The following is a 23,617-nucleotide window of genomic DNA, read 5'->3' as shown; positions in this document are numbered from 1 at the left end:
CTGGTTACGGGAGGTTCATCCTCTCACTCCCGCCCCCGCGGGCCCCCCGTGCTACCCGTTACCCCCCCGGGGCGCCCCGGCGCTGTGCCGTCCGGTGGCCCGGGACATTGCCCGGCCGCGTGCCGCATGCACATACTGGCGGCCGACAGGACCGATCAGGCACGGGGGACCGTATGACCGACAGCACCGGCGGAAGAAAGAACACCGACGGGCAGGGCGGCACAGCCGTCGCCGAGGACCCGTCCCGCGGGCCGATGGTCCGCGTCGAGGACCTGTACCGCTCGTACGGGACCGGAGCGGGCGCCGTCCACGCGCTGCGCGGGGTCTCCTTCGACGTGCCCCGGGGAGAACTCGTCGCGCTCAAGGGCCGCTCGGGTTCCGGCAAGACGACGCTGCTGAACCTGGTCGGTGGCCTCGACACCCCCGACCGCGGGCGGATCGTCGTCGGGGGCACCGACCTCTCCGAGCTCGGTGAGAACGGGCTGCTGGAGCTGCGCCGGGACCGGGTCGGCTTCATCTTCCAGTCGTTCGGCCTGCTCCCGATCCTGACCGCCGCGGAGAACGTCGGCGTACCGATGCGGCTGCGCAGGACGGATCCGGACGAGCGGGAGGAGCGGGTGGCACTGCTGCTCTCCCTGGTCGGGCTCGGCGACCACGGTGCGCAGCGGCCCGGGGAGCTCTCGGGCGGTCAGCAGCAGCGCGTCGCCATCGCCCGCGCGCTCGCCAACCGGCCCGCACTGCTGATCGCGGACGAGCCGACCGGGCAGCTCGACGCGGAGACCGGGCTCGCCGTGATGGAGCTGCTGCGGGCGGTGGTACGCAGCGAGGGGGTGACCGCACTGGTGGCGACGCACGACGCACAGTTGCTGGGACTGGCGGACCGGGTACTCGAACTGAGCGACGGGCAGATCACCGAGTACGCGTAAGGGACGGGAACAGGGCGCCCGGGTTCGGCCCGGGCATCCTTCGAGGCCGGCCCGGCCGTGCCACCGGCCGGCCCGGACGCATCAGAATTCTGTAAATTCGGTCTCCTGTCCGACCCTGTGCACCTTTTGTCGTAAATCTTCGAGGTAGCTTTCGAGCATGGCTGCCGCATCGGCCGCAGCCGGTTTCTGAAAGACAATGGGGCCATGGCACGCGGCAAGCTTCGGATCTACCTGGGTGCGGCACCGGGCGTCGGCAAGACCTACGCGATGCTCTCGGAGGCCCATCGCCGGGTGGAGCGGGGCACGGACTGTGTCGTCGCCTTCGTGGAGCACCACGACCGGCCGCGCACCGAGGTCATGCTGCACGGCCTCGAACAGATCCGGCGCCGCGAGATCGAGTACCGCTCCGCGACCTTCACCGAGATGGACGTCGACGCGGTCCTGGAGCGCGCCCCCGCCGTCGCCCTGGTGGACGAACTGGCCCACACCAATGTGCCGGGCTCCCGTAACGCCAAGCGATGGCAGGACGTCGAAGAGCTCCTGCAGGCCGGCATCGACGTCGTCTCCACCGTCAACATCCAGCACCTGGAGTCGCTCGGGGACGTCGTCGAGTCGATAACGGGGGTACGGCAGCGCGAGACCGTTCCCGACGAGGTCGTCCGCCGTGCCGACCAGCTCGAACTGGTCGACATGTCGCCCCAGGCGCTCCGCCGCCGGATGGCGCACGGCAACATCTACAAGCCGGACCGGATCGACGCGTCGCTGTCGAACTACTTCCGCCCCGGCAACCTCACCGCACTGCGCGAGCTCGCCCTGCTCTGGGTCGCCGACCGGGTCGACGAGTACCTCCAGGAGTACCGCGGCGAACACAACATCCGCTCCACCTGGCAGGCCCGCGAACGCATCGTCGTCGGACTCACCGGCGGACCCGAGGGCCGCACGCTCATCCGCCGCGCGTCCCGCATGGCCGCGAAGGGCTCCGGCAGCGAGATCCTCGCCGTCTACATCGCCCGCAGCGACGGACTGACCTCCGCGTCGCCCAAGGAACTCACCGTCCAGCGCACCCTCGTCGAGGACCTCGGCGGCACGTTCCACCACGTCATCGGCGACGACATACCCTCGGCCCTCCTCGAGTTCGCCCGCGGGGTCAACGCCACCCAGATCGTGCTCGGCTCCAGCCGCCGCAAGGCCTGGCAGTACATCTACGGTCCGGGCGTCGGCGCCACCGTAGCCCGCGAGTCGGGCCCCGACCTCGACGTCCACATCGTCACGCACGACGAGGTCGCCAAGGGACGCGGACTGCCGATGGCGCGCGGCGCGCGGCTCGGCCGGGCGCGGATCATCTGGGGCTGGGTGGTCGGGGTCGGCGGGCCGGCACTCCTCTCACTGCTCCTCACCGGCCTGGGGAACGGACCGGGGCTCGCCAACGACGTCCTGCTGTTCCTCTTCATGACCGTCGCCGCCGCCCTGCTCGGCGGGCTGCTGCCCGCCCTCGCCTCGGCGGCCGTCGGCTCCCTGCTGCTGAACTACTGGTTCACCCCGCCGACCCACACCCTGACGGTCCAGGACCCGAGGAACTTTGTCGCCATCGTGATCTTCTTCGCGGTGGCGGTGGCGGTGGCCTCCGTCGTCGACCTGGCGGCCCGCCGCACCCATCAGGCGGCCCGCTTGCGCGCGGAGTCCGAGATCCTCTCCTTCCTCGCGGGCAGCGTGCTGCGCGGCGAGACCACCCTGGACGCACTGCTGGACCGGGTCCGCGAGACCTTCGCCATGGAGTCCGTGGCGCTCCTGGAGCGGCAGAGCGATGTCGACCCGTGGACCTGCGCGGGCAGCGTCGGCCCGGGACCGGTCGCCCGCCCCGAGGACGCCGACGTGGACATGCCCGTCGGTGACCACATGGCGCTCGCGCTGTCCGGCCGGGTGCTGCCCGCCGAGGACCGCCGGGTGCTCGGCGCGTTCGCCGCCCAGGCCGCCGTCGTACTCGACCGGCAGCGCCTGGTCGGGGAGGCGGAGGAGGCCCGCCGGCTCGCCGAGGGCAACCGGATAAGGACCGCCCTCCTGGCCGCCGTCAGCCACGACCTGCGGACCCCGCTGGCCGCCATCAAGGCGGCCGTCAGCTCGCTCCGCTCCGACGACGTCGCCTGGTCCGACGCGGACGAGGCCGAGCTCCTGGAGGGCATCGAGGCGGGCGCGGACCGCCTCGATCACCTGGTGGGCAACCTCCTCGACATGTCGCGGCTGCAGACCGGCACCGTCACCCCGCTGATCCGCGAGATCGACCTCGACGAGGTGGTCCCGATGGCGCTCGGCGGCGTGCCGGAGGACAGTGTCGACCTGGACATCCCGGAGACACTGCCGATGGTGGCCGTCGACCCGGGACTGCTCGAGCGGGCCGTGGCCAACATCGTCGAGAACGCGGTCAAGTACAGCCCCGACGGGGCGCGCGTCACCGTGGCCGCCAGCGCGCTCGGCTCCCGGGTCGAGCTGCGGGTGGCCGACCGCGGCCCCGGAGTCCCCGACGAGGGCAAGGAGCGGATCTTCGAGCCGTTCCAGCGCTACGGCGACGCCCCGCGCGGCGCCGGGGTCGGCCTGGGGCTCGCCGTCGCCCGTGGCTTCGTGGAGTCCATGGGCGGCACCCTCGGCGCCGAGGACACCCCCGGCGGCGGCATGACCATGGTCCTGACGCTCAAGGCGGTCCCGGGACACGTTCCGGTCGGCCCCGACCTGCCGGCGCAGGTCACGTCATGATCTTCGTACCGCTTCAGCCAGCAGTTCCGTACAGCAGAAAGGCAGGTCCGCGATGACCCGGGTGCTTGTGGTCGACGACGAGCCGCAGATCGTACGCGCCCTCGTGATCAACCTGAAGGCGCGGAAGTACGAGGTGGACGCGGCGCCCGACGGCGCGACCGCCCTCCAGCTCGCCGCGGCGCGCCACCCCGACGTCGTCGTCCTCGACCTCGGACTGCCGGACATGGACGGCGTCGACGTGATCAAGGGACTGCGCGGCTGGACCCGGGTACCGATCCTGGTGCTCTCCGCCCGCCACACCTCCGACGAGAAGGTCGAGGCGCTGGACGCCGGGGCAGACGACTACGTCACCAAGCCCTTCGGCATGGACGAGCTGCTGGCCCGGCTGCGTGCCTCGGTACGCCGGGCCGAGCCGGTCGGCCAGGACGGCGCCGACGACGTCGTGATGATCGAGACCGATGGCTTCACCGTCGACCTCGCGGCGAAGAAGGTCCACCGCGAGGGACGCGACGTACGGCTCACCCCGACCGAGTGGCACCTGCTGGAGGTCCTGGTCCGCAACAGCGGCCGGCTGGTGAGCCAGAAGCAGCTGCTGCAGGAGGTGTGGGGCCCCTCGTACGGCACCGAGACCAACTATCTGCGGGTCTACATGGCCCAGCTCCGGCGCAAGCTGGAGGCGGACCCCTCACACCCCCGGCACTTCGTCACCGAGCCGGGGATGGGCTACCGCTTCGAACGCGGCTGAGCACCCGTGTGCAGGGTGACGACGTCAACTCCGTGCCATGCCAAGTAGTCCGTTCAGGTGAGAGAACGGACACCCTCCCGGACCACCGGGGCCCGGTACCCTTCGGGTATGAGTGCTGTTCCTCGTTCCGAGAAGGCGGAGAAGCCGTCCGGCCGCTTCCGCCGGATGCTCGACCGGCTGTCCAGCTCCCAGCAAGACCTGGAATCTGAGGAGCTTCAGGAGGATTCGCATGCATCGGGATGCACGCGTATCTCCGACTGCACCGACCGCCAGATCGTCAAGGTCACTGGTACCTTGCGGACCGTCACCCTGCGGCCGCGCGCCGGAGTGCCCGCCCTGGAGGCGGAGCTCTTCGACGGCACCGCGCCCCTGGACGTGGTCTGGCTGGGCCGGCGCTCCATCGTGGGCATAGAGCCGGGCCGCAAGCTCATCGCCTCGGGCCGGATCGCCATGAGTCACGGGCGCCGGGTGCTGTTCAACCCCAAATACGAACTCCGACCGCTCGGCAAGGAGTAGCCGGTGACGTCTCTCGACAAGCCGACGTCCGACACGGACCGCACCAACCCGACCGCCCAGCAGGAGGCCGACGCGAAGGCGGTCACCGAAGCCGCCCTCTTCGAGGCATTCGGCGGCGTCCGGGGGATGGTGGAGACAGTCCTGCCCGGGCTGCTCTTCGTCACGATCTTCACCATCAACAAGGACCTGCACACCTCGGCCATCGCGGCCCTCGCGGTGTCGCTGGTCCTCGTCGTCGTACGACTGGTCCGCAAGGACACCGTCAAGCACGCCTTCAGCGGTGTCTTCGGCGTCGCCTTCGGCGTCGTCTTCGCGATGATGACGGGCAACGCCAAGGACTTCTACCTGCCCGGGATGCTGTACACGCTGGGCCTGGCCCTCGCGTACATCGTCACCACCGTCGCAGGGGTGCCGCTGATCGGCCTGATACTGGGCCCGGTCTTCAAGGAGAACCTCTCCTGGCGCACCCGGAACCCCGGCCGTAAGAAGGCGTACGCCAAGGCCAGCTGGGCCTGGGGGCTGATCCTGCTCGCCAAGTGCGCGATCCTCTTCCCCCTCTACTGGTGGGCGAATACCGCGCAGCTCGGCTGGGTCCTGGTCGCCCTGAAGATCCCGCCGTTCCTGCTCGCGGTCTATCTGACCTGGGTCTTCCTCGCGAAGGCGCCGCCGCCCATCGACGTCTTCGCCGAGATGGAGGCCGAGGAGCAGGCCGAGAAGGCCCGCAAGGCGGAGGCCGCCGCGGCCCGCGACCACGAGGCCTGACCTACGGCACCACGCCGAAGGGGCCCGGAACCGTGAGAAACGGTTCCGGGCCCCTTCGGCGTACGGGAGGCGACCGTCAGTCGCCGGTGACCTCGCGGCGCACCGACAACAGGTCCTCCAACTGCTCCTCGCGCGCCTGGGCGGCCACGAACAGCAGCTCGTCACCGGCCTCCAGCGTCTCCTCGGAGCTCGGCGTCAGCACCCGGGTCCCCCGGATGATGGTGACCAGCGAGGTGTCCTCCGGCCAGGCCACGTCGCCGACCTGGGTTCCGGCCAGCGCCGACTCCGGCGGCAGCGTCAGCTCGACCAGGTTGGCGTCGCCGTGGCTGAAGCGCAGCAGCCGGACCAGGTCGCCGACGCTCACCGCCTCCTCCACCAGCGCGGACATCAGCCGCGGCGTGGACACGGCGACATCGACGCCCCAGGACTCGTTGAACAGCCACTCGTTCTTCGGGTTGTTGACCCGGGCCACGACCCGCGGCACGCCGTACTCGGTCTTGGCGAGCAGCGAGACGACCAGGTTCACCTTGTCGTCGCCGGTCGCGGCGATCACGACGTTGCACCGCTGCAGCGCCGCCTCGTCCAGCGAGGTGATCTCGCAGGCGTCCGCGAGCAGCCACTCGGCCATCGGCACCCGCTCCACCGAGATGGCGGTCGGAGCCTTGTCCACGAGCAGTACCTCGTGGCCGTTCTCCAGCAGCTCGGCCGCGATGGAACGGCCCACCGCACCGGCCCCGGCAATCGCGACACGCATCAGTGACCGCCCTCCTCAGGACCCTCGGCGAAGGCCGCCTCGACCTGCGCGACCTCGTCCGTACGCATCATCACGTGGACCAGGTCGCCCTCCTGCAGCACCGTCTGCGACGACGGCAGAATGGCTTCGCCCAGGCGGGTGATGAACGCCACGCGGACGCCCGTCTCCTCCTGCAGCGTGCTGATCTTGTGCCCGATCCAGGTCGGCGTGGTGTGCACCTCCGCGAGCTGCACACCGCCGCTCGGGTCCCGCCACAGCGGCTCGGCACCGGACGGCAGCAGCCGCCGCAGCATCTGGTCCGCGGTCCAGCGCACGGTGGCGACCGTGGGGATGCCGAGGCGCTGGTAGACCTCGGCGCGCCGCGGGTCGTAGATCCGCGCCGCGACGTTCTCGATGCCGAACATCTCGCGGGCCACCCGGGCGGCGATGATGTTCGAGTTGTCACCGCTGCTCACCGCGGCGAACGCACCGGCTTCCTCGATCCCCGCCTCGCGGAGGGTGTCCTGGTCGAATCCGACGCCGGTCACCCGCCGTCCGCCGAACCCGGACCCGAGACGTCGGAACGCCGTGGGGTCCTGGTCGATCACGGCGACTGTGTGCCCCTGCTGTTCCAGGGTCTGCGCGAGAGCGGCTCCTACTCGCCCGCAGCCCATGATGACGATGTGCACCTTGCGCCTACCTCGCAGTCCTGGTCGTCCGGCTGACCTGCGAAAACACCCTGCTCACACTCTTTCCTCAGCTTGCCGGGCAAACAACGGGGCAACGTTTTTCGGCGTTGCCCGGGATGAGCTTATGCGGCCACGGGTGCGTTGCCTCATTCGAGTGTGGTTTCGCCACGGCCGTCGCTGCAAAGGGGCTGCAAAGGGGTGGTAAAGCGGAACGGACGGGTGAATACGGGGGTGCGGGCCGTGGCCGGCGCACCCTCCGCGGGGGACCGTGCCGCGGACCCCGGCAGGAGGGGACGCGATCGGAGCCGGCCGGAGCCGGCCACCTCGCAACGAGCCCACCGTGCCCGGCCGCGGGAACGTGAGCCGGCCGTACCCGCCGACCGGAACGGCGGCGTCCGTCCCAGCCACCCAGATCACTGAGTGTCATGTATCGATCACCACGCGCTGTTCCCGTGCGGTCGAGTGCAAGGATTCCGTTAAGAATTCCGTGGCGTTCTCGGCTATGCGCAGGAGATTGCCGGGTGAGAGGGGTGGTGCGTGGGCGGCCCCCATACGGAACGCTTACGATCCTCTGCGTGTCCAAACTGACCGACGTGCCCAAACGGATCCTGATCGGCCGGGCGCTGCGCAGCGACAAGCTGGGAGAAACACTTCTCCCCAAGCGCATCGCCCTCCCCGTCTTCGCATCCGACCCGCTGTCCTCGGTGGCGTACGCACCTGGAGAAGTCCTCCTGGTGCTGTCCATCGCGGGCGTGTCGGCGTACCACTTCAGCCCGTGGATCGCGGCAGCTGTGGTGGTCCTGATGTTCACGGTCGTCGCCTCGTACCGGCAGAACGTGCACGCCTATCCGAGCGGCGGTGGTGACTACGAGGTCGCCACCACCAACCTCGGCCCCAAGGCCGGCCTGACCGTCGCCAGCGCCCTGCTGGTCGACTACGTCCTGACCGTCGCCGTGTCGATCGCCTCCGGGGTGGAGAACCTCGGCTCCGCCATCCCGTTCGTCGTCGAGCACAAGACGCTCTGCGCGATCGCGGCCATCGTGCTGCTGACCCTGATGAACCTGCGGGGCGTCAAGGAGTCCGGCAAGCTCTTCGCGATCCCCACGTACCTGTTCGTGGCAGGCGTCTTCGTCATGATCGCCTGGGGTGCCTTCCGCGGCCTGGTCCTCGGCGACGCCATGCACGCCCCGACGTCGGACTACACGATCAAGCCCGAGCACCAGGGCCTGGCCGGCTTCGCTCTCGTCTTCCTGCTGCTGCGTGCCTTCTCCTCCGGCTGTGCGGCACTGACCGGCGTCGAGGCGATCAGCAACGGTGTGCCCGCCTTCCGCAAGCCGAAGAGCAAGAACGCGGCGACCACGCTCGCGATGATGGGCCTGCTGGCCGTCACCATGTTCTGCGGCATCATCGCCCTCGCCATGACCACCGACGTGAAGATGGCCGAGAACCCCGCGAAGGACCTGATCCACAACGGCACGCCCGTCGGTTCGGGCTTCGTCCAGGACCCGGTGATCTCGCAGGTCGCGGCCGCCGTCTTCGGCGACGGATCGTTCCTCTTCATCATTCTCGCCGGGGCCACCGCGCTCGTCCTCTTCCTGGCCGCCAACACCGCGTACAACGGCTTCCCGCTGCTCGGCTCGATCCTGGCCCAGGACCGCTACCTGCCGCGCCAGCTGCACACCCGCGGCGACCGGCTCGCCTTCTCCAACGGCATCGTGCTGCTGGCCGGCGCGGCCATCCTGCTCACCTGGATCTACGGCGCCGACTCCACCCGCCTGATCCAGCTGTACATCGTCGGCGTGTTCGTCTCCTTCACCCTCAGCCAGACCGGCATGGTGCGGCACTGGAACCGCCACCTCAGCACCGAGCGGGACCCGGTCAAGCGACGCCACATGATCCGCTCCCGGGCGATCAACACCTTCGGCGCGTTCTTCACCGGCCTGGTGCTCGTCGTCGTCCTCGCCACGAAGTTCACCCACGGCGCCTGGGTCGCCCTGCTCGGCATGGTGATCTTCTACGGGACGATGACCGCGATCCGTAAGCATTACGACCGGGTCGCCGAGGAGATCTCCGCGGACGAGGCCCCGTCCGACGACAGCATGAAGCCCTCCCGGGTCCACTCCATCGTTCTGGTCTCCAAGCTGCACCGGCCGACGCTGCGCGCGCTCGCGTACGCCAAGCTGATCCGCTCCGACCACCTGGAGGCGCTCTCCATCAGCGTCGACCCGGCCGAGACGAAGGCGCTCAAGGACGACTGGGAGCGGCGCGGCATCAACATCCCGCTGAAGATCCTCGACTCCCCGTACCGCGAAGTGACCCGCCCGGTCATCGACTACGTGAAGGGCCTCCGCCGGGAGAGCCCGCGCGACGTGGTCAGCGTCTACATCCCGGAGTACGTGGTCGGCCACTGGTACGAGCACCTGCTGCACAACCAGAGCGCCCTGCGCCTCAAGGGGCGGCTGCTCTTCACCCCCGGCGTCATGGTGACGTCCGTGCCGTACCAGCTGGAATCGTCCGAGGCGGCGAAGAAGCGCGCCAGGAAGCGTGCCGAATGGAACGCTCCGGGTGCGGTCCGCCGGGGACCCGTGGAGCGCAGGCCCAAGGAGACCAGCAACAAGAGCTGACTCTCCGTGTCCGCTGTTGGTAAGCGGCCGGACAGCACCCGCGTAGACTCGTGGGTTGTTGTCCGGCCGTTTTTCCTTTGATCTCTGGAGCCACCCCCTCATGCAGAACGAATCCACCTCGTCGCCGGCCGGGGACGCACAGACCGGGGACTCATTGATCGGCGAGGAGTACGAGGTCGAGGTGGGTCCCGTGGCCCACGGCGGCCACTGCATCGCCCGCACCTCGGAGGGCCGGGTCCTCTTCGTACGGCACACCCTCCCCGGCGAGAAGGTCGTCGCCCGCGTCACCGACGGCTCGAAGGACTCCCGTTTCCTGCGCGCCGACGCCGTCACGATCGTCGAACCGTCCAAGGACCGCGTCGAGGCGCCGTGCCCGTACGCCGGCCCCGGCAAGTGCGGCGGCTGCGACTGGCAGCACGCCAAGCCCGGTGCCCAGCGCCGGCTCAAGGGCGAGGTCATCGCCGAGCAGCTCCAGCGCCTCGCCGGCCTCACCCCCGAAGAGGCGGGCTGGGACGGCACGGTCATGCCGGCCGAGGGCGACAAGCTTCCCAAGGGCGAGGTGCCTGCCTGGCGCACCCGCGTCCAGTACGCCATCGACGAGGACGGCCGCGCCGGCCTGCGCAAGCACCGCTCGCACGACGTCGAGCCGGTCGAGCACTGCATGATCGCGGCGCCGGGCGTCTCGGAACTGGGCATCGAGAAGCGCGACTGGACCGGCATGGCCTCGGTGGAAGCCATCACCGCCACCGGTTCCAACGACCGTCAGGTCATCCTCACCCCGAAGCCCGGCTCCCGGCTGCCGCTGGTCGAGCTCGACAAGCCGGTCTCGGTCCTGCGCGTCGACGAGCACGACGGCGGCGTCCACCGGGTCCACGGCCGCGGCTTCGTCCGCGAGCGCGCCGACGACCGCACCTACCGCGTCGGCTCCGGCGGCTTCTGGCAGGTCCACCCGCAGGCCGCCAACACCCTCGTCCGCGCGGTCATGCAGGGCCTCCTGCCCCGCAAGAACGACACGGCCCTCGACCTCTACTGCGGCGTCGGCCTGTTCGCCGGCGCCATCGGCCAGCGCATCGGCGAGAAGGGCGCGGTCCTCGGCATCGAGTCCGGCAAGCGTGCCGTCGAGGACGCCCGCCACAACCTCCAGGACCTCGAACGGGTCCGCATCGAGCACGGCAAGGTCGAACAGGTCCTGCCCCGCACCGGCATCACCGAGTGCGACCTGATCGTCCTCGACCCGCCGCGCGCCGGCGCGGGCAAGCAGACGGTGAAGCAACTCTCCGCCCTCGGCGCCCGCCGCATCGCCTACGTCGCCTGCGACCCGGCGGCCCTCGCCCGCGACCTGGCCTACTTCCGCGAGGGCGGCTACAAGGTGCGGACGCTGCGGGCGTTCGACCTGTTCCCGATGACGCATCACGTGGAGTGCGTGGCGATTCTTGAACCGATCGAGAAGGGCCGCTGAGCTGGGGTTTCTCGGGTTCGGTAGGTAGCCCGACCTGTTTTCGGACCGACAACAGGTGGAAGCGTTACGGCGCCTTGACCTGCGGTTTTGGGTGATCAAGCAGGAGGCTGGTCGCAGCTCCGCCGGATCGCTCAGTGTCTTGACGCTCAAATGACGCTCGCCCGGCAATCATTGCTGGCGGGCCGTCAATGGGGGATCCGTGCGAGGGGGGCCAGGGAGGCCGTCGTGAGCGCGGCCCGTCGCCACAAGGCCGCAGACCAGCGGGCGGCTGAAGCCCGACGCGCGCTCCCGGCTGCCCGCGCCGCCGTCATGGGTATTCCGACCAGGCAGGCCGTCGCCGAGTCCGCCGCCTCGCTTCAGGAACTACTCGACGAGCTCGGCCGGAAACGCAAACGCATCCAGGATGAGGTCCGGTCCCGCTGCCGGGTGCTCGGCGCGACGGTGGCCAAGGCCGTCCAGTCGAGGAAGCTGCTCGACGAGATCGACGTCGTGGTGATCGACGAGGCCGGGATGGTCAACCTGCCTTCGGCCTGGTTCGCCGCCGGCCTCGCCCGCAAGAGGGTGATAGTGGCAGGGGACTTCCGTCAGTTGCCTGCTGTGACCAAGGGCGACGGAGATCGGGAGGCGAGCGAGGAGGAGCGTGCCCACTCGCGGGAATGGACAGCGCGGGACGCCTTTCACGCTGCCGGTCTGGTCGACCCTTCCGGGCGAGTCCGCCGGGACCCCCGCCTGGTGGCGCTCGACACCCAGTACCGGATGCGGGAGCCGATCTGTGCGGTCGTGAACGAGGTGGCGTACCCGGACGCACCGCTCAAGACAGGGCGCGGCAACACCAGCCGTCTGCCGTTCGCCCCGCTCATCGACTCCCCGGTGATCCTGATCGACACCTCTGGCCGCCGCATTCCCGGCGGCGGTCGCAAGCCCCACATGACCAACGCCGTCCACGCCGCCGTCATCCACGAGCTCGTCCGGGGACTCCAGTACGAGGGCGTCCTGCCCGGCCGCAAATGGCAGGAGGTCCCCGAAGGGGAACGGGCAACCGACCGGCTCGCCGTCATCTCTCCGTACCGCGAGCAGGTCAAGGCGCTCAAGAGCAGCCTCGCCCACCGGTTCGGCGAGGACTACGACGGCCTGGTCGACACCGTGTCCACCGGTTCCAGGGCAGCCAGCGCCCCGTCGTGCTCCTCGACACGGTGGCGGGCGCCGGCAAGGACCCGGGCTTCTTCTACAGCGGAACAGGGCTGTCCTCGCAGACCTGTCGCCTCCTCAACGTTGCCCTGAGCCGTGCCCAGGACCACCTGGTCGTGGTGGCGGACGTCGCCTTCCTGCGCAAGCACCTGGCCCCGCACAGCGAGGCCCTGGCGATGGTCGACCACCTGGAGGCGCACGCGCAGACCATCTCCGCCGACCAGCTGATCCCGATCCTCGACGCCGGCCAGCTGGCCAATTTGTCGGAGGAGGAGCTGGCCCGGCCCGCCTTCTTCGAGCACAGTGAGGTCGCGGTCGAGTGGGACGTCGAACGGGCCCGGCGCAGCATCGAGTTGTACTCGGCGTTCATGGACCGGGAGCCGGTTCGCCGGTGGGCCAGGATGCTCGGCCTGCGGACGGCTGCCGGGATCCAGGTCACGGTCTTCACCCGCCCGCCGGAAGAGCAGCAGGACCCTTCCCGTGCGGTGCGGCACCAGGAGTTCGTGCAGCAGCTGGAGGCTGTCGGCTGTCAGGTCGAGTTCCGCGACCGCATGCACGAGAAGGTCCTCATCCTGGACGGGTCGGTCCTGTGGCACGGTTCGAAGAACCTGCTCGCGAGCATCGGCCCGACGGACCTGATGATGCGCTACATCGACCCGGCCTCGTGCGACCGCGTACGGCGGCTGATGGAGCGCACCCGCATGGAACGCCCGGCGCGTGCACCGTGGCGCCCGGCCGAGCCGGCCGAATCGGCCGCTCCGGCCCCTGAGGTACCGGCCCAGCGAACGGAGCCGACCGGCAAGGTGTACCCGGGCTTGGTCCGGGACGGCCGCCTGTACCTCAAAGTCCCGTACGAGCAGAAGGACGATGCGAAGCGCCTGCTCAGGGCCCAGTGGGACAAGGCCGCCGGACACTGGTGGGTCGACGCGGCCCGGGTCACCCGGGAACAGGCGGCGCGCTGGCTGCCGTAGCCGCTACGCAGCCTGCTGGACTCCGTAGCGGGGTGGGAGGGGGAGTTGATGCCGGGGAAGCGTTACGACCAGCGCGTACTGGTGCTGGTGGAGGTTCGGGGTGAGCAACGAGACTGGGACGAGGCGGAGCGGGCGTTCGAGCAGCAGGGCTGGCCGGTTGTCACTTCCTTCGCCCGGGGCGAGGGCGCGTCGCGGGGTGTCCTGAGGGGGACGCCTCTGCACGGCTGTACTCCGTCGAGGTGCAGTTCCTCGGAGCCCGTAACCGGCGCACCGAGCAGGCGGCCGCCTGGCGGGTACAGCGGCTCGCACGGGCGGCCAAGCTGGAGATGTATGCCAGGCGCAGTGACCCGATGGACCGGGACCGGGAGCAGCTGACCGGCTGGCGGGCGCACACGGTGGCCCACAGGCCGCGCCAGGCGCCCGTTCCGAGGCCGCTGACGTTGACGGGACGACTGCGCCGCGCCGCCATGGTGGCACGTGCCCGATTCACGGAGAGGCGCGGCTGGCACGACATCGGCATGGTGGTGACGGGCACGGCCTCGGAGGCCCGTCGGCTTTCTCGTATGGACCTGCCCGGCAGTTCCGCCCCCGAGGCCGTTATCGATGTAAGGCCGCGCTACGGCCGGGAGCGCACGCACATCGTGACGCGCCGAGAGGAAGACCAGCATCGTCGTACGTCTCGCGTCGTGGCCTGGACGCTCGCCATGACCTTCTGCGCAGTGGTCGCCCGGCAGCAGAGTGGTGTGCGGACGTGGGTGTGGGTGGGCGCCGCGGCGATGTGCCTTCTCTGGAGCGCTCGATTGGCGCATGGCATGTTCGCGGCTGGGGGCCGCGTGGGGAGCCTCCTCATGTGGGGTGCGACAGCCTCCCTCCTCCTTGCCGTCGCCTTCGGTGCGGACATGGGGGACGAGAGAGGCTGGACCCCGCCACAGATGCTGTCGGTCTTCGCCGTCACGGCGACGGCTGGAGGGACCTGGCTGTTGGTCCGCCAGTGGACGTGGGGCGAATGGCTCGCCTGGACAGCGCCGCTGGTGTTCGCGCTTGTCGTGTCCTGCGTGGTGGCCTCTGGATCGGTGCTGCACGCGCTGTACGCGGACAGCCTTGACCTAACACCCGATGACCTCGATGTCCCCGATCTGGCAGGCCGCTTCGGCGGTGAAGCTCTTGAGCCTGCTGAGCTTCACCCTGTTCGTACCGGCCGTGTGGGGCATCGCGAAGCACGTGCACGCACTGTTCGTCAGCCCCATCGAGCGGCTCGGTGTCCCGTCGTACGTAGTCACTCAGGCAGCGGTGGTGGTGGTGTGTGGGGTCTGGGCGTTGGAATCGGCAGGGAACGCGGTGAAAGACCTCCGTACGGCCGCGGTGCAGAAGGCAGAACTGCCCTCGTACTTCGGGGTCGAGCCGGAATGGATGTGCGTGGAGCCGACCGTACCCGCGGCGAAACTGAGCAGCCGGGGCGGCATCCTCAGTCCCGAGCGGCCGTATGTCTCGTTCGGGGAGGCCGGAGACACGGTGTCGCTGTGGGACGAGCCGGCAGGCAAGGCATCCCCAGATGCCGGCCGAACAGGTACGCCTCGTCCCGGCGGTGGATGGCCACGTCATCGCGTGGACTCCGAAGTCGGCGGCCACCTGCTCGATCGTCACGCCAGGGCCGCGGTTCCTCGCGACCCGCACGACATCCTCGCGGAACTCTTCCGGATGCATGGCCTTGTGGCCAACTCCACTTGATGGCCAGCGGAGTTGCAGGGGTTGGCGCTGGCCCTGTCTGCGTCAGACCTTCTGGGTCACGATCCGGGCGTGGTCGGCGCTGATCATGGCGATGTCCTCGACGTCCGAGGTCAGGATTGTGACGCGACCGGGTTGGGCGAGGGCTGTGGCGCAGAGCATGGCATCGATGGCGTACTTGTGGCCGTGCAGCCCGACCGCGCGCAGCAGGGTGGCGGCGGACTGGGCGATGGCCTGGGTGACCGGCTCGATCCGCAGTCGGGACAGCGTCCAGCTCAGCGCGGCGTCGTTGATCTTCGGGTGGATCACCTCGACGAGCACCGCGGCGGAGGTGACGACGGGCAGGTCGGCATCACGGGCAGCAGCGAGCCACTCGTGGACCTCGCGGTCGCGCTGCACGGCCTTGGCCAGGCCCTCGCTGTCCAGGATGAGGGCGCCGCTCACGCGGCCGCACCGGGCGCGGAGGAATGGGTGCCGGTGAGCCTGGCTCGCTTGGCGGCCACGGCCTCCGGATCGGCGGGGCCGTTGACACTCTCGAAGTCGGCGATCAGCTCGTCCAGGCTGTCGCGCTCGATCTGCCGCTGCGCGGCCTTCTCTAGGTAGGCGGACACGCCCCGCTTGCCGACCCGCTCCCGGATCGCCTGCAGGGTGCCGGCGGCGAGGGAGACGGAGATGCCGCTGCTGGGCCCGTCGCCGGGGAGGAAGTCGGTGTCGTCATCAGCCATAAAACGAGTATGGCATTTCAAATGCTATACAGCGACACCTTTGCTGATTCTCTGCTCCTGCCTCCGTGGTGGCGAGCTGGAGATGTGTCCGCACCGGGTGGGGTGTGCGGGCGGGCGTCGAGAGATCGCACGTAGCGATCGTGCCGGTAGGCTCCACCCCGCTCGGGCAGGGAGGCGGAGAATTTCGGCCGTGCACAGCGCGGCGGTCGACATCTGGAAGTGCCAGGCCGCGCGGTTGCCCGCAGACTCACAGCTTGCACGGTCCTCGCGGAGCCGCTTTCGCAATCGCCGGATCAAGCGAGAACCGGAGCCTTGACGCCCGCCTCCGGGGGGACGAGGGAACGCAGCTTCTCGCGGGTCTCCAGATCCGTGGAATAGATCATCGTCCCGACCATTCCGCGGGTCAGCAGTACCTTGTACGTGTTGCGGATGAGTCTGCTGACCTCGGCGTCCGGGGTCGCCTTGGTGAAGATCGGGTCCTTCGAAGCCGTACGGTCAACCACCCACTGGTCGGTGCGCCACACCAGGTCCGGTCCCATGATCACGCCCGACCAGTCGTACTCGAAGCCCTGGGCGGTGTACACGCAGCCCACCTGCCCGAAACCGGCCGGATCGTTGGCCCAGAGCGGTGCAGGCGGGGCGCCGAACAAGGATCGGTCGCCAGGCACGTTCCAAGGCCGTGACCAAGCACCGATGGTGATGTCACGGGGCAACTCTGACATCTCCGGTGTGATCCTCGTGGTCCACTTCCAGCAGTATCCGGCCGCCATGCGCGCGTCGTACTTCTTCTCCCCGCCTTCCTCACGGCGAGCGACGAGGAAGTCCTCCAGCTCCTGAGGGCTATCGGCGGTCAGCAGCTCGACTCTGCCGTCAGGCTCCCAGACGGTCGGCTCGTCGCCCTCGAGACCCAGCAGGTTCGCGACCCACTTCACGTAGGCCTCACTGCCCCCGCAGCGGAACTGGCTGTCCAACTCCACCACGACGCAGTCGAGGCCCAGCGCGGCGGCGGCGTCCTTGATCTGCTCCTTGGTGCCCATCTCGCCCGGGCGCACCACCTGGTGCTGGTCGAGCAGGAACACCGGCACGCGGGCCGCGTCGATCAGCTCCGAGACCTGCGGGCGTTCGCTGCGCAGGGCGGCTTTGGTGTAGCGGTTGGCGGACGTCTTGCGGAGCCGGTGGGCCTCGTCGCAGATGAGGACATCGAGGTCGTTGGGCTCGGCTTCCATGAAACTGTTGAAGTACTTGAACAGCTGCTGCACCTCGGGCTTCCGGGCGCCGGCGATCTTGCGCATGGTCTTGGTGAACGACGCCGAACCGGTCGCGTGCAGAGCGGTGTCGCCGCGCCGGTACAGCTCGCCGAGAAGCGAGAGGGCGATGACGCTCTTGCCTGAACCGGGGCCGCCGGTCACTACCACCACCCGCTTGTGGTTCGACCGCTTGGCCTTGCGCACCGCCGACAGCACCAGCTCGTAGGCGACCCGCTGCTCGTCGAGCAGGATGAACTGTTCGCGGTCACGGACCTCGGCCGCCGCGACGGCCATCAGCTGCTTCGACGGGCGCGTCCTGCCCTGGATGAGCAGGTCGGCGGCCCCCACACCGGATTTGGGCGCGAGCCGCGAACGCAGGAACTCAAGGAACGCGCCGCGCTGTTCGGCGGTGTACATACGGCCCTGGAGGTCCTCTGGGATCTCACGCAGGGAGCTGATGCCGAACTCCGTCGCGTTGTGCAGGAACGCCACTCCGGCGACCGACTCGGGCGCCCGCTCCAGTGCACCGTTGAACGAGAGCAGATAGGAGCAGTAGCCGCGGACCTGCTCGATCGGGTGGAGGACGGGACGCGGATATGCGTCTATCCGGCAGAGCAGGGGGTCTTCCTCCTCCGTGTAGGCCTGGCTCCATTGCTTGAGCTCGACCACGACGTACGACGGCTCGCCGGTGGAGGGATGGAACCCGGCGAGTATCACGTCGGCGCGCTTACTGGTCAGAGGGAGGGAGTACTCGATCAGCATCTCGACGTCACTGAGCCCCGCGTCGAGCAGCGCACCGGTGAGGGCGGGGATACTGCGCTCCCAGGACCGCACCTCGGACGCTCCGGGCCGGTGGCCGTGCGCGTGCTGGAAGTTCTCCATCAAGTGCAGCGTCAGCATTCCTTCGAGGTTGCGGGCGGCGACGGTCGCGGCGGACTCGCGGAACAGCAAGGAATGCCCCCAGGCAGCACGAAGTAACTCGTGCGGGTGGGGGCGTGTCCTCTGAAGTCCGCTGACGCGGAACGGAAGCCCGTCGGGCCGCTGAGATGATCTCTCCCATCGTAGGACAGGGGGCGCGGCGGAGGATGACGTTTTCGGGCGGCGGGCCAGGCTCGGCCGATCCGGTGCGGCTGCCACGGGTATGGCCGGAGAACCGCAAGGCCGAGGCCGTGGCAGACGGCGGCGTGACATGGGTCGAGGGCATCAAGTGCCTTGCCAAGTCAGGCCCGAGACTCTCGTCTTCTCCCGCGAGGTCGTGGACGCCTGCGAGGGCGAAGCAGCCGAGCACCTTCGGGCGGGCGCGCTCCCGCGGGACCGGCGCTGGTGGGCTTGACGAAGCAGCGTTCAGTTCTGCTCCGTACCTATCCACTTCTCGCACAAACGTTGATAGGAGTATCGCCACCCGAAAATATCTTTGACGGTTGACGTCCTATAAAAATTCGCTGTCGCACGACCCGTTTGGCGGATCCGATCCGTGGTGGTTCGGATCATCTGGAAGCTTAATCTGTCACCGGGCGGTGGAGCGTGGTTCGTCCTGCCGCGGACGGACCCACCCCGCAATCGGAGGAGACGGGATGCCGCACCGCAAGGGAAAGACCAATTGGGGGCGCTTCGCCGTAATTCTGGTACCCGGAGTCGTGGCCTGTGTCGCGCTCGGTATCGCTATGGCGCAAGGCGCGCTTGCCGCGTCGTTCTTCATCTCCGGCCAGAGATTCCAGGTGGCCGCGGACGCACTGACCCTTCGTGGAGTCAGTATCTACGGCATGGTCGACGTGACCAACGAGGGAGATCCCGTACCCGTGCTGGTCACCGGTGCGAGGCACGCAACCGTCAGCGGTCTCTGTCAGTCGGTGCTGGTCGACATCCCGGTGCTGGGCCCGTACACGCTGAAACTCACCGGCGGCAACGAACGCCCTGCCGAGGCGTCGGACCTGTTCCTCGACTCCACGACCACACTGGCAGGACAGGCGGATTTCACAGACATCGACATCGGTGTCGCACAGGGGGCCATCACCAAGGGGCCGATCGATCCGAACGACAGGAGCTCGCAGTTCTTCGACCCCAACGGCTTCGGGCAGCAGGCTGCCTCGGCCACCCTGACCAATTTCCGCGTGACCACAGTCGCGGTCTCGGCCGGCACGTTCAGGATTCCCGGCCTACGGCTGAGTCTCGAACGCGGACATGATGAGTGCACCTGACGCGTGACAGGAAGCATGTGCCAGGCATTCCAAGCGTAGGGCTCATGCCGTACAGACGTCCGCGGGCGGGGCGCATGCTCTCCAGGCCGCACATGAGGGAGGCACACGTGCACTCGGAATTCCCCGAAGTTCGTCCGGGCCTGCGCGCAAAGGTCGCGGACGCTCGAAGTCGATTCAGTGAATGGCGCGGTGAACGCCCTTTTTGGGCAGGGGTGTTCACATTCTTGGCCGGACCGCCCATTCTGTATCTTCCCTATGTGAATCTGGGTTTTGGCAATATTCCGCTGGCTCTCTCCACGACATCCGGCGCGGGATCCCTCGTCATCGGAATTCTGCTCATGGTCCTGGGCTTCACGCTCTGGCGCAACCAGCACCTTCGCGTATTCGCCGGGGTGGCCACCCTGTTGCTCGCTCTCGTTTCCTTTCCCGTCGCGAACTTCGGTGGTCTCCTGCTCGGGCTGATCTGTGCCCTGCTCGGTGGCTCGCTGGCCTGTGCCTGGACTCCCCCCGATGCAGCCGAGCCGCCTTCGGCGTCGGTGAACGGCACGGGCGAGGTCGTCGCTGCGGAGAACGTCGACGTGCCGCTCGACGGACACCCCGCGTGAGCTGATCAATCGGGCGCCCGCTCGGCAGTCGGGCCGCCCTTCTCCGGCGGATCTGCGCCACCGGGACGCCGACGCCGTGCGGAGCTCCGGGGTCGCCCGGTGAAGAGCCTGCCCGCGCAAGAAGGGCCGGCCGAGCCGCTCGACCCCGACCGGGCGCCGGGCCGCAACCGTTCGCGCCCGCCGGCAGCCATGCACCCTCACAGTCGGTCAACCCAGCTCAGCTGATCCGACCCGACCGAAACGGGCAGGTCAAGGCGCCTGCGTCCCGGAAACCGCGGAGCGAGGCCACCAAACACTTCTGCCGGGAACACAATGAAGTGTGTGGGCATGCGGCGAGCTGCTGGTGAGTACGGGGCCGTCGAAGGAGACGCAGCGCCGCGATGCCCATGGCTTCCGCTCCGGGGCCAAGGGCAGGCGGATGAGTGAGTGCCTACGAAAGGACCGACATGAGTGTCGGAGAGAAGGCCAAGGCCAGGACCGAGCAGGTTGTCGGGAAGGCCGTGAGGAAGGTGGCCCACGCGGTGGGCAACGAGACCACGGCGGCGAAGGGAGCCGCACTGGAGGCCCGGGGCAAGGCTCGGGGCATCAAGGAGAGGTCGAAGGACAGCTTCAGACGCTGACCACGCCACGCCGTGGGCGGAGCCGGAGCGAGGCTCGAGCAGGTTCGTGCGTCCGGCGGTACGCAGCTGGGTCTGCCGCTGCAGCGACTTGCCCCAGCACGCTTCGCGTCGCTCCGGCGCGCAGGCGTGCGGCGGCGGCCTCGGCCGCTCGCGCCCCGGGCTGATCTCTGTGCGTACCTCCCGGTAAGGCGTCATCGCCGCCCCCAGCCAAAAGGCAGCGATCACTCGGCTCTGCACGGGTGGGCGTGACGCCCCGTAGGCGGCTAAGGAGGGATCAGCGAAGGAACGACGAGGCAGCGCTCCCTACAGGCAGGCGGTCGGGAGGCGCCGACTACCCGTTGTCGGCCGGCGGCGGCGCCTTGGTGCTACCGCGTGAGAAGAGCGCTCACGGTCTTGCCGCCTCCCGTCCGGCCGGTCACTGCGGTAGCGCGGGCGAGGCGGTTGACCATGGGCCAACCGAAGCCCCCGGTGCCGCCGTTCAGGTCGGGGGTCCGCATGCGCGGTGCCTGCGGGCTGCGGTCACACACGGACACCTCGATGCTGTCCGGGTGCGCGGTCAGGTCCAGGGTGCAGGCGCCGCCGCCGTGGCGCAGAGCGTTGGTGACGAGCTCCGAGACGACCAGGACCACGTTGTCGGCAGCCTCGGCTGCGATCGCCGGCTGCGCGAGACATTCGAGGAAAGCCCGGGCGTGCTCGCGTGCACCGGCGATGGATGCCGCGGAGCGCACGGTTGCCACGTTGCCGCTCATCGTGTCCATCAGGCCTCCCCGTCCCCGCATCCTCAGTGCATGGTCCTGTCTGCTCGATCCTTCTGCCCCGGCCTGCGGCGCGCTAACCGCTCGATACCTTCCGGCTGTGAAGGGTCAGGCCGTGGTGTTCGCGGTGTCGAAGCCGGCGTAGCGGCGTCGCTCGGAGCGGGTGTCCCGGCTGGAGCGGGGCCGTCATGCGCCCGTCAATGGTCGAGGTCGACTATCTCTCTGACTGGCGCACGAAAATCTAAGTCGGCCAGAGTAGACATTGGGTGGCGGTGTGGTTATGGTTTCTGTCGTAGCCGAGATCGAGCGAGGCCCGGCAGAGATGAACTGCCGGGCAGTGGTAGACGCAGTTCGCAGGACGGTGCGGTAGTGGAGTTCCGGAGCCACGGTTTTCGCAGGACGGTAACGGGACTGACGGCCGGACCGGGTGGCCCGTAGTGATCAGGGGCCGCCGTGAGCAGTACCGCAGTTGCGCAGGAGCAGTACCCGTAAGTGCAGTTCGCGGTACCAGCAGTGCGGTGTCGGTGGTTCCTCGGTAAAGGCGTCGGCTGCGGGCGCGCGTGCCGGGAGGTTCGGCAGTGGGGTTCCAAGCCGGAGCAGTCGCAGGACGGGCGACGGGGCTGGCTGTCGAAGAGTGGCGCTGTCGCAGGCCACCGGGTAGTTCGGATCACCAGCAGTTCGCAGTTCCGCTTGGTAAGTGATTGATTCGAGGGAAGAACGGAGGAGTTGGGCGCCGTCAGGATCGCCCGGGAGGAAGTCCTGGACCCGGGTACCGCAGGACATCGATAGTGAGGTGGTCTCCGGTCAAGCAATCGCGATCCCCGCGTCCCCGACAGCGTTGAGGTCGGGTCTGCGGAACAGAGGGCCGGTGCAGTATCGAGGCCGGCAGATGGTGTAGCAGTTCCTTCGGGGCCTTGGTGCCGTACGGCGCCAAGGCCCCTCCACGCGTTCCACAGAGAGGTGCAAATGACAGCAGGAGACTCGTTCGGCCGTCTCGATGACGACGACTACCCCGCCTACACCATGGGCCGGGCCGCAGAGATGCTCGGCACCACCCAGGGCTTCCTCCGCGCCATCGGAGAAGCGCGCTTGATCACCCCACTCCGCTCTGCGGGTGGCCACCGCCGTTACTCCCGCTACCAGCTGCGCATCGCCGCCCGCGCCCGGGAGCTCGTCGACCAGGGCACCCCCATCGAGGCCGCCTGCCGCATCGTCATCCTCGAAGACCAGCTCGAAGAAGCCCAGCGCATCAACGCCGAATACCGCCGGACCGCCGGACCGTCCGGTCCGCCCGTGTCCTGAGATGGTCCGCCCGGGTTCCGGCGGCTCCCGCACACACGTGTCGGGGTGTGACGCGCGGGTCGTTCCGTCCGGCGACGGGGCGTACGGGCGGGTGGCGCCCGCGTCCGGCCGGCGTGGTTCGGAAGTTCACCCTCGCCCCACGTCTTCGGTGTGCGCGTTTCGCTGTGCTGTGCCGTAGGTGGTTCGGCTTCATCGAGCGGTACGGCAGGGGCGCTGACGTGTTCGCGAACAGCGACCGCTCTTCCCGAAACGTTGCACTCCGGGTGGATTAATAGCTACGACCGCGAGGTGAGGGTTTAACGCGCCGTGCCGGGTGTGTTTTTACCGCAACGACCACAATGGAATTATGTAACGCACGCCGGCCACTATGGCATGCTACTGTCGATCTCAGTTGCAGCCTTGTGTTCGTAAACCTCAAGCGCCTCCAACGGTGATTTCGACCGTTGGAAGCGTTTTTGTATCTCCGGTCATTCCGGGAGAGACATCATCTCGGCGGCCCGGTATCCGCGCGTTGTGGGTCCCGGCGTACTGCCCCAAAGGAGATATGACATGGCGTCTGGCACCGTGAAGTGGTTCAACGCGGCAAAGGGTTTCGGCTTCATCGAGCAGGACGGTGGCGGCCCCGACGTGTTCGCCCACTTCTCGAACATCGCCGCCCAGGGCTTCCGTGAATTGCTCGAAGGTCAGAAGGTCACCTTCGACATCGCGCCGGGCCAGAAGGGCCCGACGGCCGAGAACATTGTTCCCGGCTGACGCCGACGCGCACTCTGCAGCGGGGGCCTGCATCTCTCGGGGTGCGGACCACCCGCTGCGGGCCCTTCCCGTAGTGGACTCACGCGTGGGACCGCCGTCGCCCGCAGGCATTATCCAGGGATGGGGAACTCTCCCGAAGCCGCACCCGTCTGCCGTCCTGGATTTCGCGTCCGCATGACGCCACCCTTTTCGTTGCCTGCATCCGTACCGGATTCACTGCAGGACAGATTTACTTTCGAATTCAATTCGGCTGGTTCTTATGATCCTCGCGCTGCTTATTGCGCGGTGGGAATTCTTTGATGCGTGCCGTAATGAGGAAGGTTCTG

Annotated in this window: 21 protein-coding genes; 15 read left to right on the top strand and 6 right to left on the bottom strand. The window is 68.7% G+C overall.

The features are described 5' to 3' along the window. The first annotated feature begins 173 nt into the window (after positions 1–173). The 5 genes from ACFVXE_RS02140 to ACFVXE_RS02120 all read left to right on the top strand — a co-directional run bounded on the left by ACFVXE_RS02140 (position 174) and on the right by ACFVXE_RS02120 (position 5,697). A complete protein-coding gene (locus tag ACFVXE_RS02140; protein WP_389668289.1) occupies positions 174–926 on the top strand; it encodes an ABC transporter ATP-binding protein in 753 nt (250 codons plus the stop codon). Between the two features lie 204 nt (positions 927–1,130). Next, positions 1,131–3,674, top strand: a complete 2,544-nt coding sequence (locus tag ACFVXE_RS02135) for an ATP-binding protein (protein ID WP_389668287.1) — start codon at positions 1,131–1,133, stop codon at positions 3,672–3,674. A 52-nt stretch (positions 3,675–3,726) separates the two neighbouring features. After that, complete coding sequence (locus ACFVXE_RS02130; protein WP_389668285.1) at positions 3,727–4,419, top strand: response regulator; 693 nt, start codon at positions 3,727–3,729, stop codon at positions 4,417–4,419. Positions 4,420–4,527: 108 nt separating this feature from the next. Continuing rightward, positions 4,528–4,935: an OB-fold nucleic acid binding domain-containing protein gene (locus ACFVXE_RS02125; RefSeq protein WP_389668283.1), complete on the top strand. Its 408-nt coding sequence runs from the start codon at positions 4,528–4,530 to the stop codon at positions 4,933–4,935. A 3-nt stretch (positions 4,936–4,938) separates the two neighbouring features. Then, a complete protein-coding gene (locus ACFVXE_RS02120) occupies positions 4,939–5,697 on the top strand; it encodes a DUF3159 domain-containing protein (RefSeq protein ID WP_389668281.1) in 759 nt (252 codons plus the stop codon). A gap of 76 nt (positions 5,698–5,773) precedes the next feature. On the opposite strand, the gene ACFVXE_RS02115 is transcribed toward ACFVXE_RS02120, so the two are convergent. Together ACFVXE_RS02115 and ACFVXE_RS02110 are read right to left on the bottom strand one after the other, a co-directional pair. Next, a complete protein-coding gene (locus ACFVXE_RS02115; protein ID WP_389668279.1) occupies positions 5,774–6,451 on the bottom strand; it encodes a potassium channel family protein in 678 nt (225 codons plus the stop codon). Beyond that, positions 6,451–7,119: a potassium channel family protein gene (locus ACFVXE_RS02110; RefSeq protein ID WP_389668277.1), complete on the bottom strand. Its 669-nt coding sequence runs from the start codon at positions 7,117–7,119 to the stop codon at positions 6,451–6,453. Before ACFVXE_RS02110 ends, ACFVXE_RS02115 begins: the two co-directional genes overlap by 1 nt. 575 nt (positions 7,120–7,694) lie before the next feature. On the opposite strand from ACFVXE_RS02110, the gene ACFVXE_RS02105 reads away from it, so the two are divergent. The 5 genes from ACFVXE_RS02105 to ACFVXE_RS02085 all read left to right on the top strand — a co-directional run bounded on the left by ACFVXE_RS02105 (position 7,695) and on the right by ACFVXE_RS02085 (position 15,089). Continuing rightward, complete coding sequence (locus ACFVXE_RS02105; protein WP_389668275.1) at positions 7,695–9,743, top strand: APC family permease; 2,049 nt, start codon at positions 7,695–7,697, stop codon at positions 9,741–9,743. 100 nt (positions 9,744–9,843) lie between these two features. Continuing rightward, on the top strand, positions 9,844–11,202 hold the full coding sequence (locus tag ACFVXE_RS02100; RefSeq protein ID WP_389668273.1) for a class I SAM-dependent RNA methyltransferase: 1,359 nt from the start codon (positions 9,844–9,846) through the stop codon (positions 11,200–11,202). Between the two features lie 150 nt (positions 11,203–11,352). Further along, positions 11,353–12,483, top strand: a complete 1,131-nt coding sequence (locus tag ACFVXE_RS02095; protein ID WP_389668271.1) for an AAA domain-containing protein — start codon at positions 11,353–11,355, stop codon at positions 12,481–12,483. Then, on the top strand, positions 12,381–13,361 hold the full coding sequence (locus tag ACFVXE_RS02090) for a DUF5710 domain-containing protein (protein ID WP_389668269.1): 981 nt from the start codon (positions 12,381–12,383) through the stop codon (positions 13,359–13,361). The genes ACFVXE_RS02095 and ACFVXE_RS02090 overlap by 103 nt, the downstream gene beginning before the upstream one ends. Positions 13,362–14,477: 1,116 nt before the next feature. Then, entirely contained in the window at positions 14,478–15,089 is a 612-nt protein-coding gene (locus ACFVXE_RS02085; RefSeq protein WP_389668267.1) for a hypothetical protein, read from the top strand. A 42-nt stretch (positions 15,090–15,131) separates the two neighbouring features. Here the strand turns inward: ACFVXE_RS02085 and ACFVXE_RS02080 are convergent, their stop codons facing one another. The 3 genes from ACFVXE_RS02080 to ACFVXE_RS02070 form a co-directional block, all read right to left on the bottom strand. Next, positions 15,132–15,530 (bottom strand): type II toxin-antitoxin system VapC family toxin, encoded by a 399-nt coding sequence (locus tag ACFVXE_RS02080; protein WP_389668266.1) that lies wholly within the window; start codon positions 15,528–15,530, stop codon positions 15,132–15,134. Beyond that, positions 15,527–15,811, bottom strand: a complete 285-nt coding sequence (locus ACFVXE_RS02075) for a hypothetical protein (RefSeq protein WP_389668264.1) — start codon at positions 15,809–15,811, stop codon at positions 15,527–15,529. The genes ACFVXE_RS02080 and ACFVXE_RS02075 overlap by 4 nt, the downstream gene beginning before the upstream one ends. Positions 15,812–16,104: 293 nt before the next feature. After that, entirely contained in the window at positions 16,105–18,009 is a 1,905-nt protein-coding gene (locus ACFVXE_RS02070) for a DNA/RNA helicase domain-containing protein (protein WP_389668262.1), read from the bottom strand. A 623-nt stretch (positions 18,010–18,632) separates the two neighbouring features. On the opposite strand from ACFVXE_RS02070, the gene ACFVXE_RS02065 reads away from it, so the two are divergent. The 3 genes from ACFVXE_RS02065 (at position 18,633) to ACFVXE_RS02055 (ending at position 20,481) form a co-directional block, all read left to right on the top strand. Then, positions 18,633–19,256: a DUF6230 family protein gene (locus ACFVXE_RS02065; RefSeq protein WP_389668261.1), complete on the top strand. Its 624-nt coding sequence runs from the start codon at positions 18,633–18,635 to the stop codon at positions 19,254–19,256. A gap of 107 nt (positions 19,257–19,363) precedes the next feature. Next, positions 19,364–19,861 carry a DUF6114 domain-containing protein gene (locus ACFVXE_RS02060; protein WP_389668259.1) on the top strand — a complete coding sequence of 166 codons (498 nt, stop codon included), beginning with the start codon at positions 19,364–19,366 and terminating at the stop codon, positions 19,859–19,861. A 446-nt stretch (positions 19,862–20,307) separates the two neighbouring features. Beyond that, complete coding sequence (locus ACFVXE_RS02055; protein ID WP_389668257.1) at positions 20,308–20,481, top strand: hypothetical protein; 174 nt, start codon at positions 20,308–20,310, stop codon at positions 20,479–20,481. 365 nt (positions 20,482–20,846) lie between these two features. On the opposite strand, the gene ACFVXE_RS02050 is transcribed toward ACFVXE_RS02055, so the two are convergent. Further along, positions 20,847–21,239: an ATP-binding protein gene (locus tag ACFVXE_RS02050; protein ID WP_389668255.1), complete on the bottom strand. Its 393-nt coding sequence runs from the start codon at positions 21,237–21,239 to the stop codon at positions 20,847–20,849. Between the two features lie 963 nt (positions 21,240–22,202). On the opposite strand from ACFVXE_RS02050, the gene ACFVXE_RS02045 reads away from it, so the two are divergent. Both ACFVXE_RS02045 and ACFVXE_RS02040 read left to right on the top strand, forming a co-directional pair. Further along, complete coding sequence (locus ACFVXE_RS02045; RefSeq protein WP_389668253.1) at positions 22,203–22,538, top strand: MerR family transcriptional regulator; 336 nt, start codon at positions 22,203–22,205, stop codon at positions 22,536–22,538. A gap of 549 nt (positions 22,539–23,087) precedes the next feature. Then, a complete protein-coding gene (locus tag ACFVXE_RS02040; protein ID WP_093464295.1) occupies positions 23,088–23,291 on the top strand; it encodes a cold-shock protein in 204 nt (67 codons plus the stop codon). Positions 23,292–23,617: the final 326 nt, after the last annotated feature.

Source organism: Streptomyces sp. NPDC058231, from assembly GCF_042882275.1.
Lineage (GTDB): Bacteria > Actinomycetota > Actinomycetes > Streptomycetales > Streptomycetaceae > Streptomyces.
Note: the sequence above shows the minus strand (reverse complement) of the source record. Positions and strands in the feature narration are given on the sequence as shown.

Excerpts from the sequence above, each read along its gene's own strand:
- ACFVXE_RS02115 (WP_389668279.1), bottom strand. The coding sequence starts at position 6,451 with ATGCGTGTCGCGATTGCCGGGGCCGGTGCGGTGGGCCGTTCCATCGCG.
- ACFVXE_RS02130 (WP_389668285.1), top strand. The coding sequence starts at position 3,727 with ATGACCCGGGTGCTTGTGGTCGACGACGAGCCGCAGATCGTACGCGCC.
- ACFVXE_RS02135 (WP_389668287.1), top strand. The coding sequence starts at position 1,131 with ATGGCACGCGGCAAGCTTCGGATCTACCTGGGTGCGGCACCGGGCGTC.
- ACFVXE_RS02095 (WP_389668271.1), top strand. The coding sequence starts at position 11,353 with ATGACGCTCGCCCGGCAATCATTGCTGGCGGGCCGTCAATGGGGGATC.
- ACFVXE_RS02045 (WP_389668253.1), top strand. The coding sequence starts at position 22,203 with ATGACAGCAGGAGACTCGTTCGGCCGTCTCGATGACGACGACTACCCC.
- ACFVXE_RS02140 (WP_389668289.1), top strand. The coding sequence starts at position 174 with ATGACCGACAGCACCGGCGGAAGAAAGAACACCGACGGGCAGGGCGGC.
- ACFVXE_RS02050 (WP_389668255.1), bottom strand. The coding sequence starts at position 21,239 with ATGGACACGATGAGCGGCAACGTGGCAACCGTGCGCTCCGCGGCATCC.
- ACFVXE_RS02075 (WP_389668264.1), bottom strand. The coding sequence starts at position 15,811 with ATGGCTGATGACGACACCGACTTCCTCCCCGGCGACGGGCCCAGCAGC.
- ACFVXE_RS02065 (WP_389668261.1), top strand. The coding sequence starts at position 18,633 with ATGCCGCACCGCAAGGGAAAGACCAATTGGGGGCGCTTCGCCGTAATT.
- ACFVXE_RS02125 (WP_389668283.1), top strand. The coding sequence starts at position 4,528 with ATGAGTGCTGTTCCTCGTTCCGAGAAGGCGGAGAAGCCGTCCGGCCGC.
- ACFVXE_RS02055 (WP_389668257.1), top strand. The coding sequence starts at position 20,308 with ATGAGTGTCGGAGAGAAGGCCAAGGCCAGGACCGAGCAGGTTGTCGGG.
- ACFVXE_RS02040 (WP_093464295.1), top strand. The coding sequence starts at position 23,088 with ATGGCGTCTGGCACCGTGAAGTGGTTCAACGCGGCAAAGGGTTTCGGC.
- ACFVXE_RS02085 (WP_389668267.1), top strand. The coding sequence starts at position 14,478 with ATGACCTCGATGTCCCCGATCTGGCAGGCCGCTTCGGCGGTGAAGCTC.
- ACFVXE_RS02100 (WP_389668273.1), top strand. The coding sequence starts at position 9,844 with ATGCAGAACGAATCCACCTCGTCGCCGGCCGGGGACGCACAGACCGGG.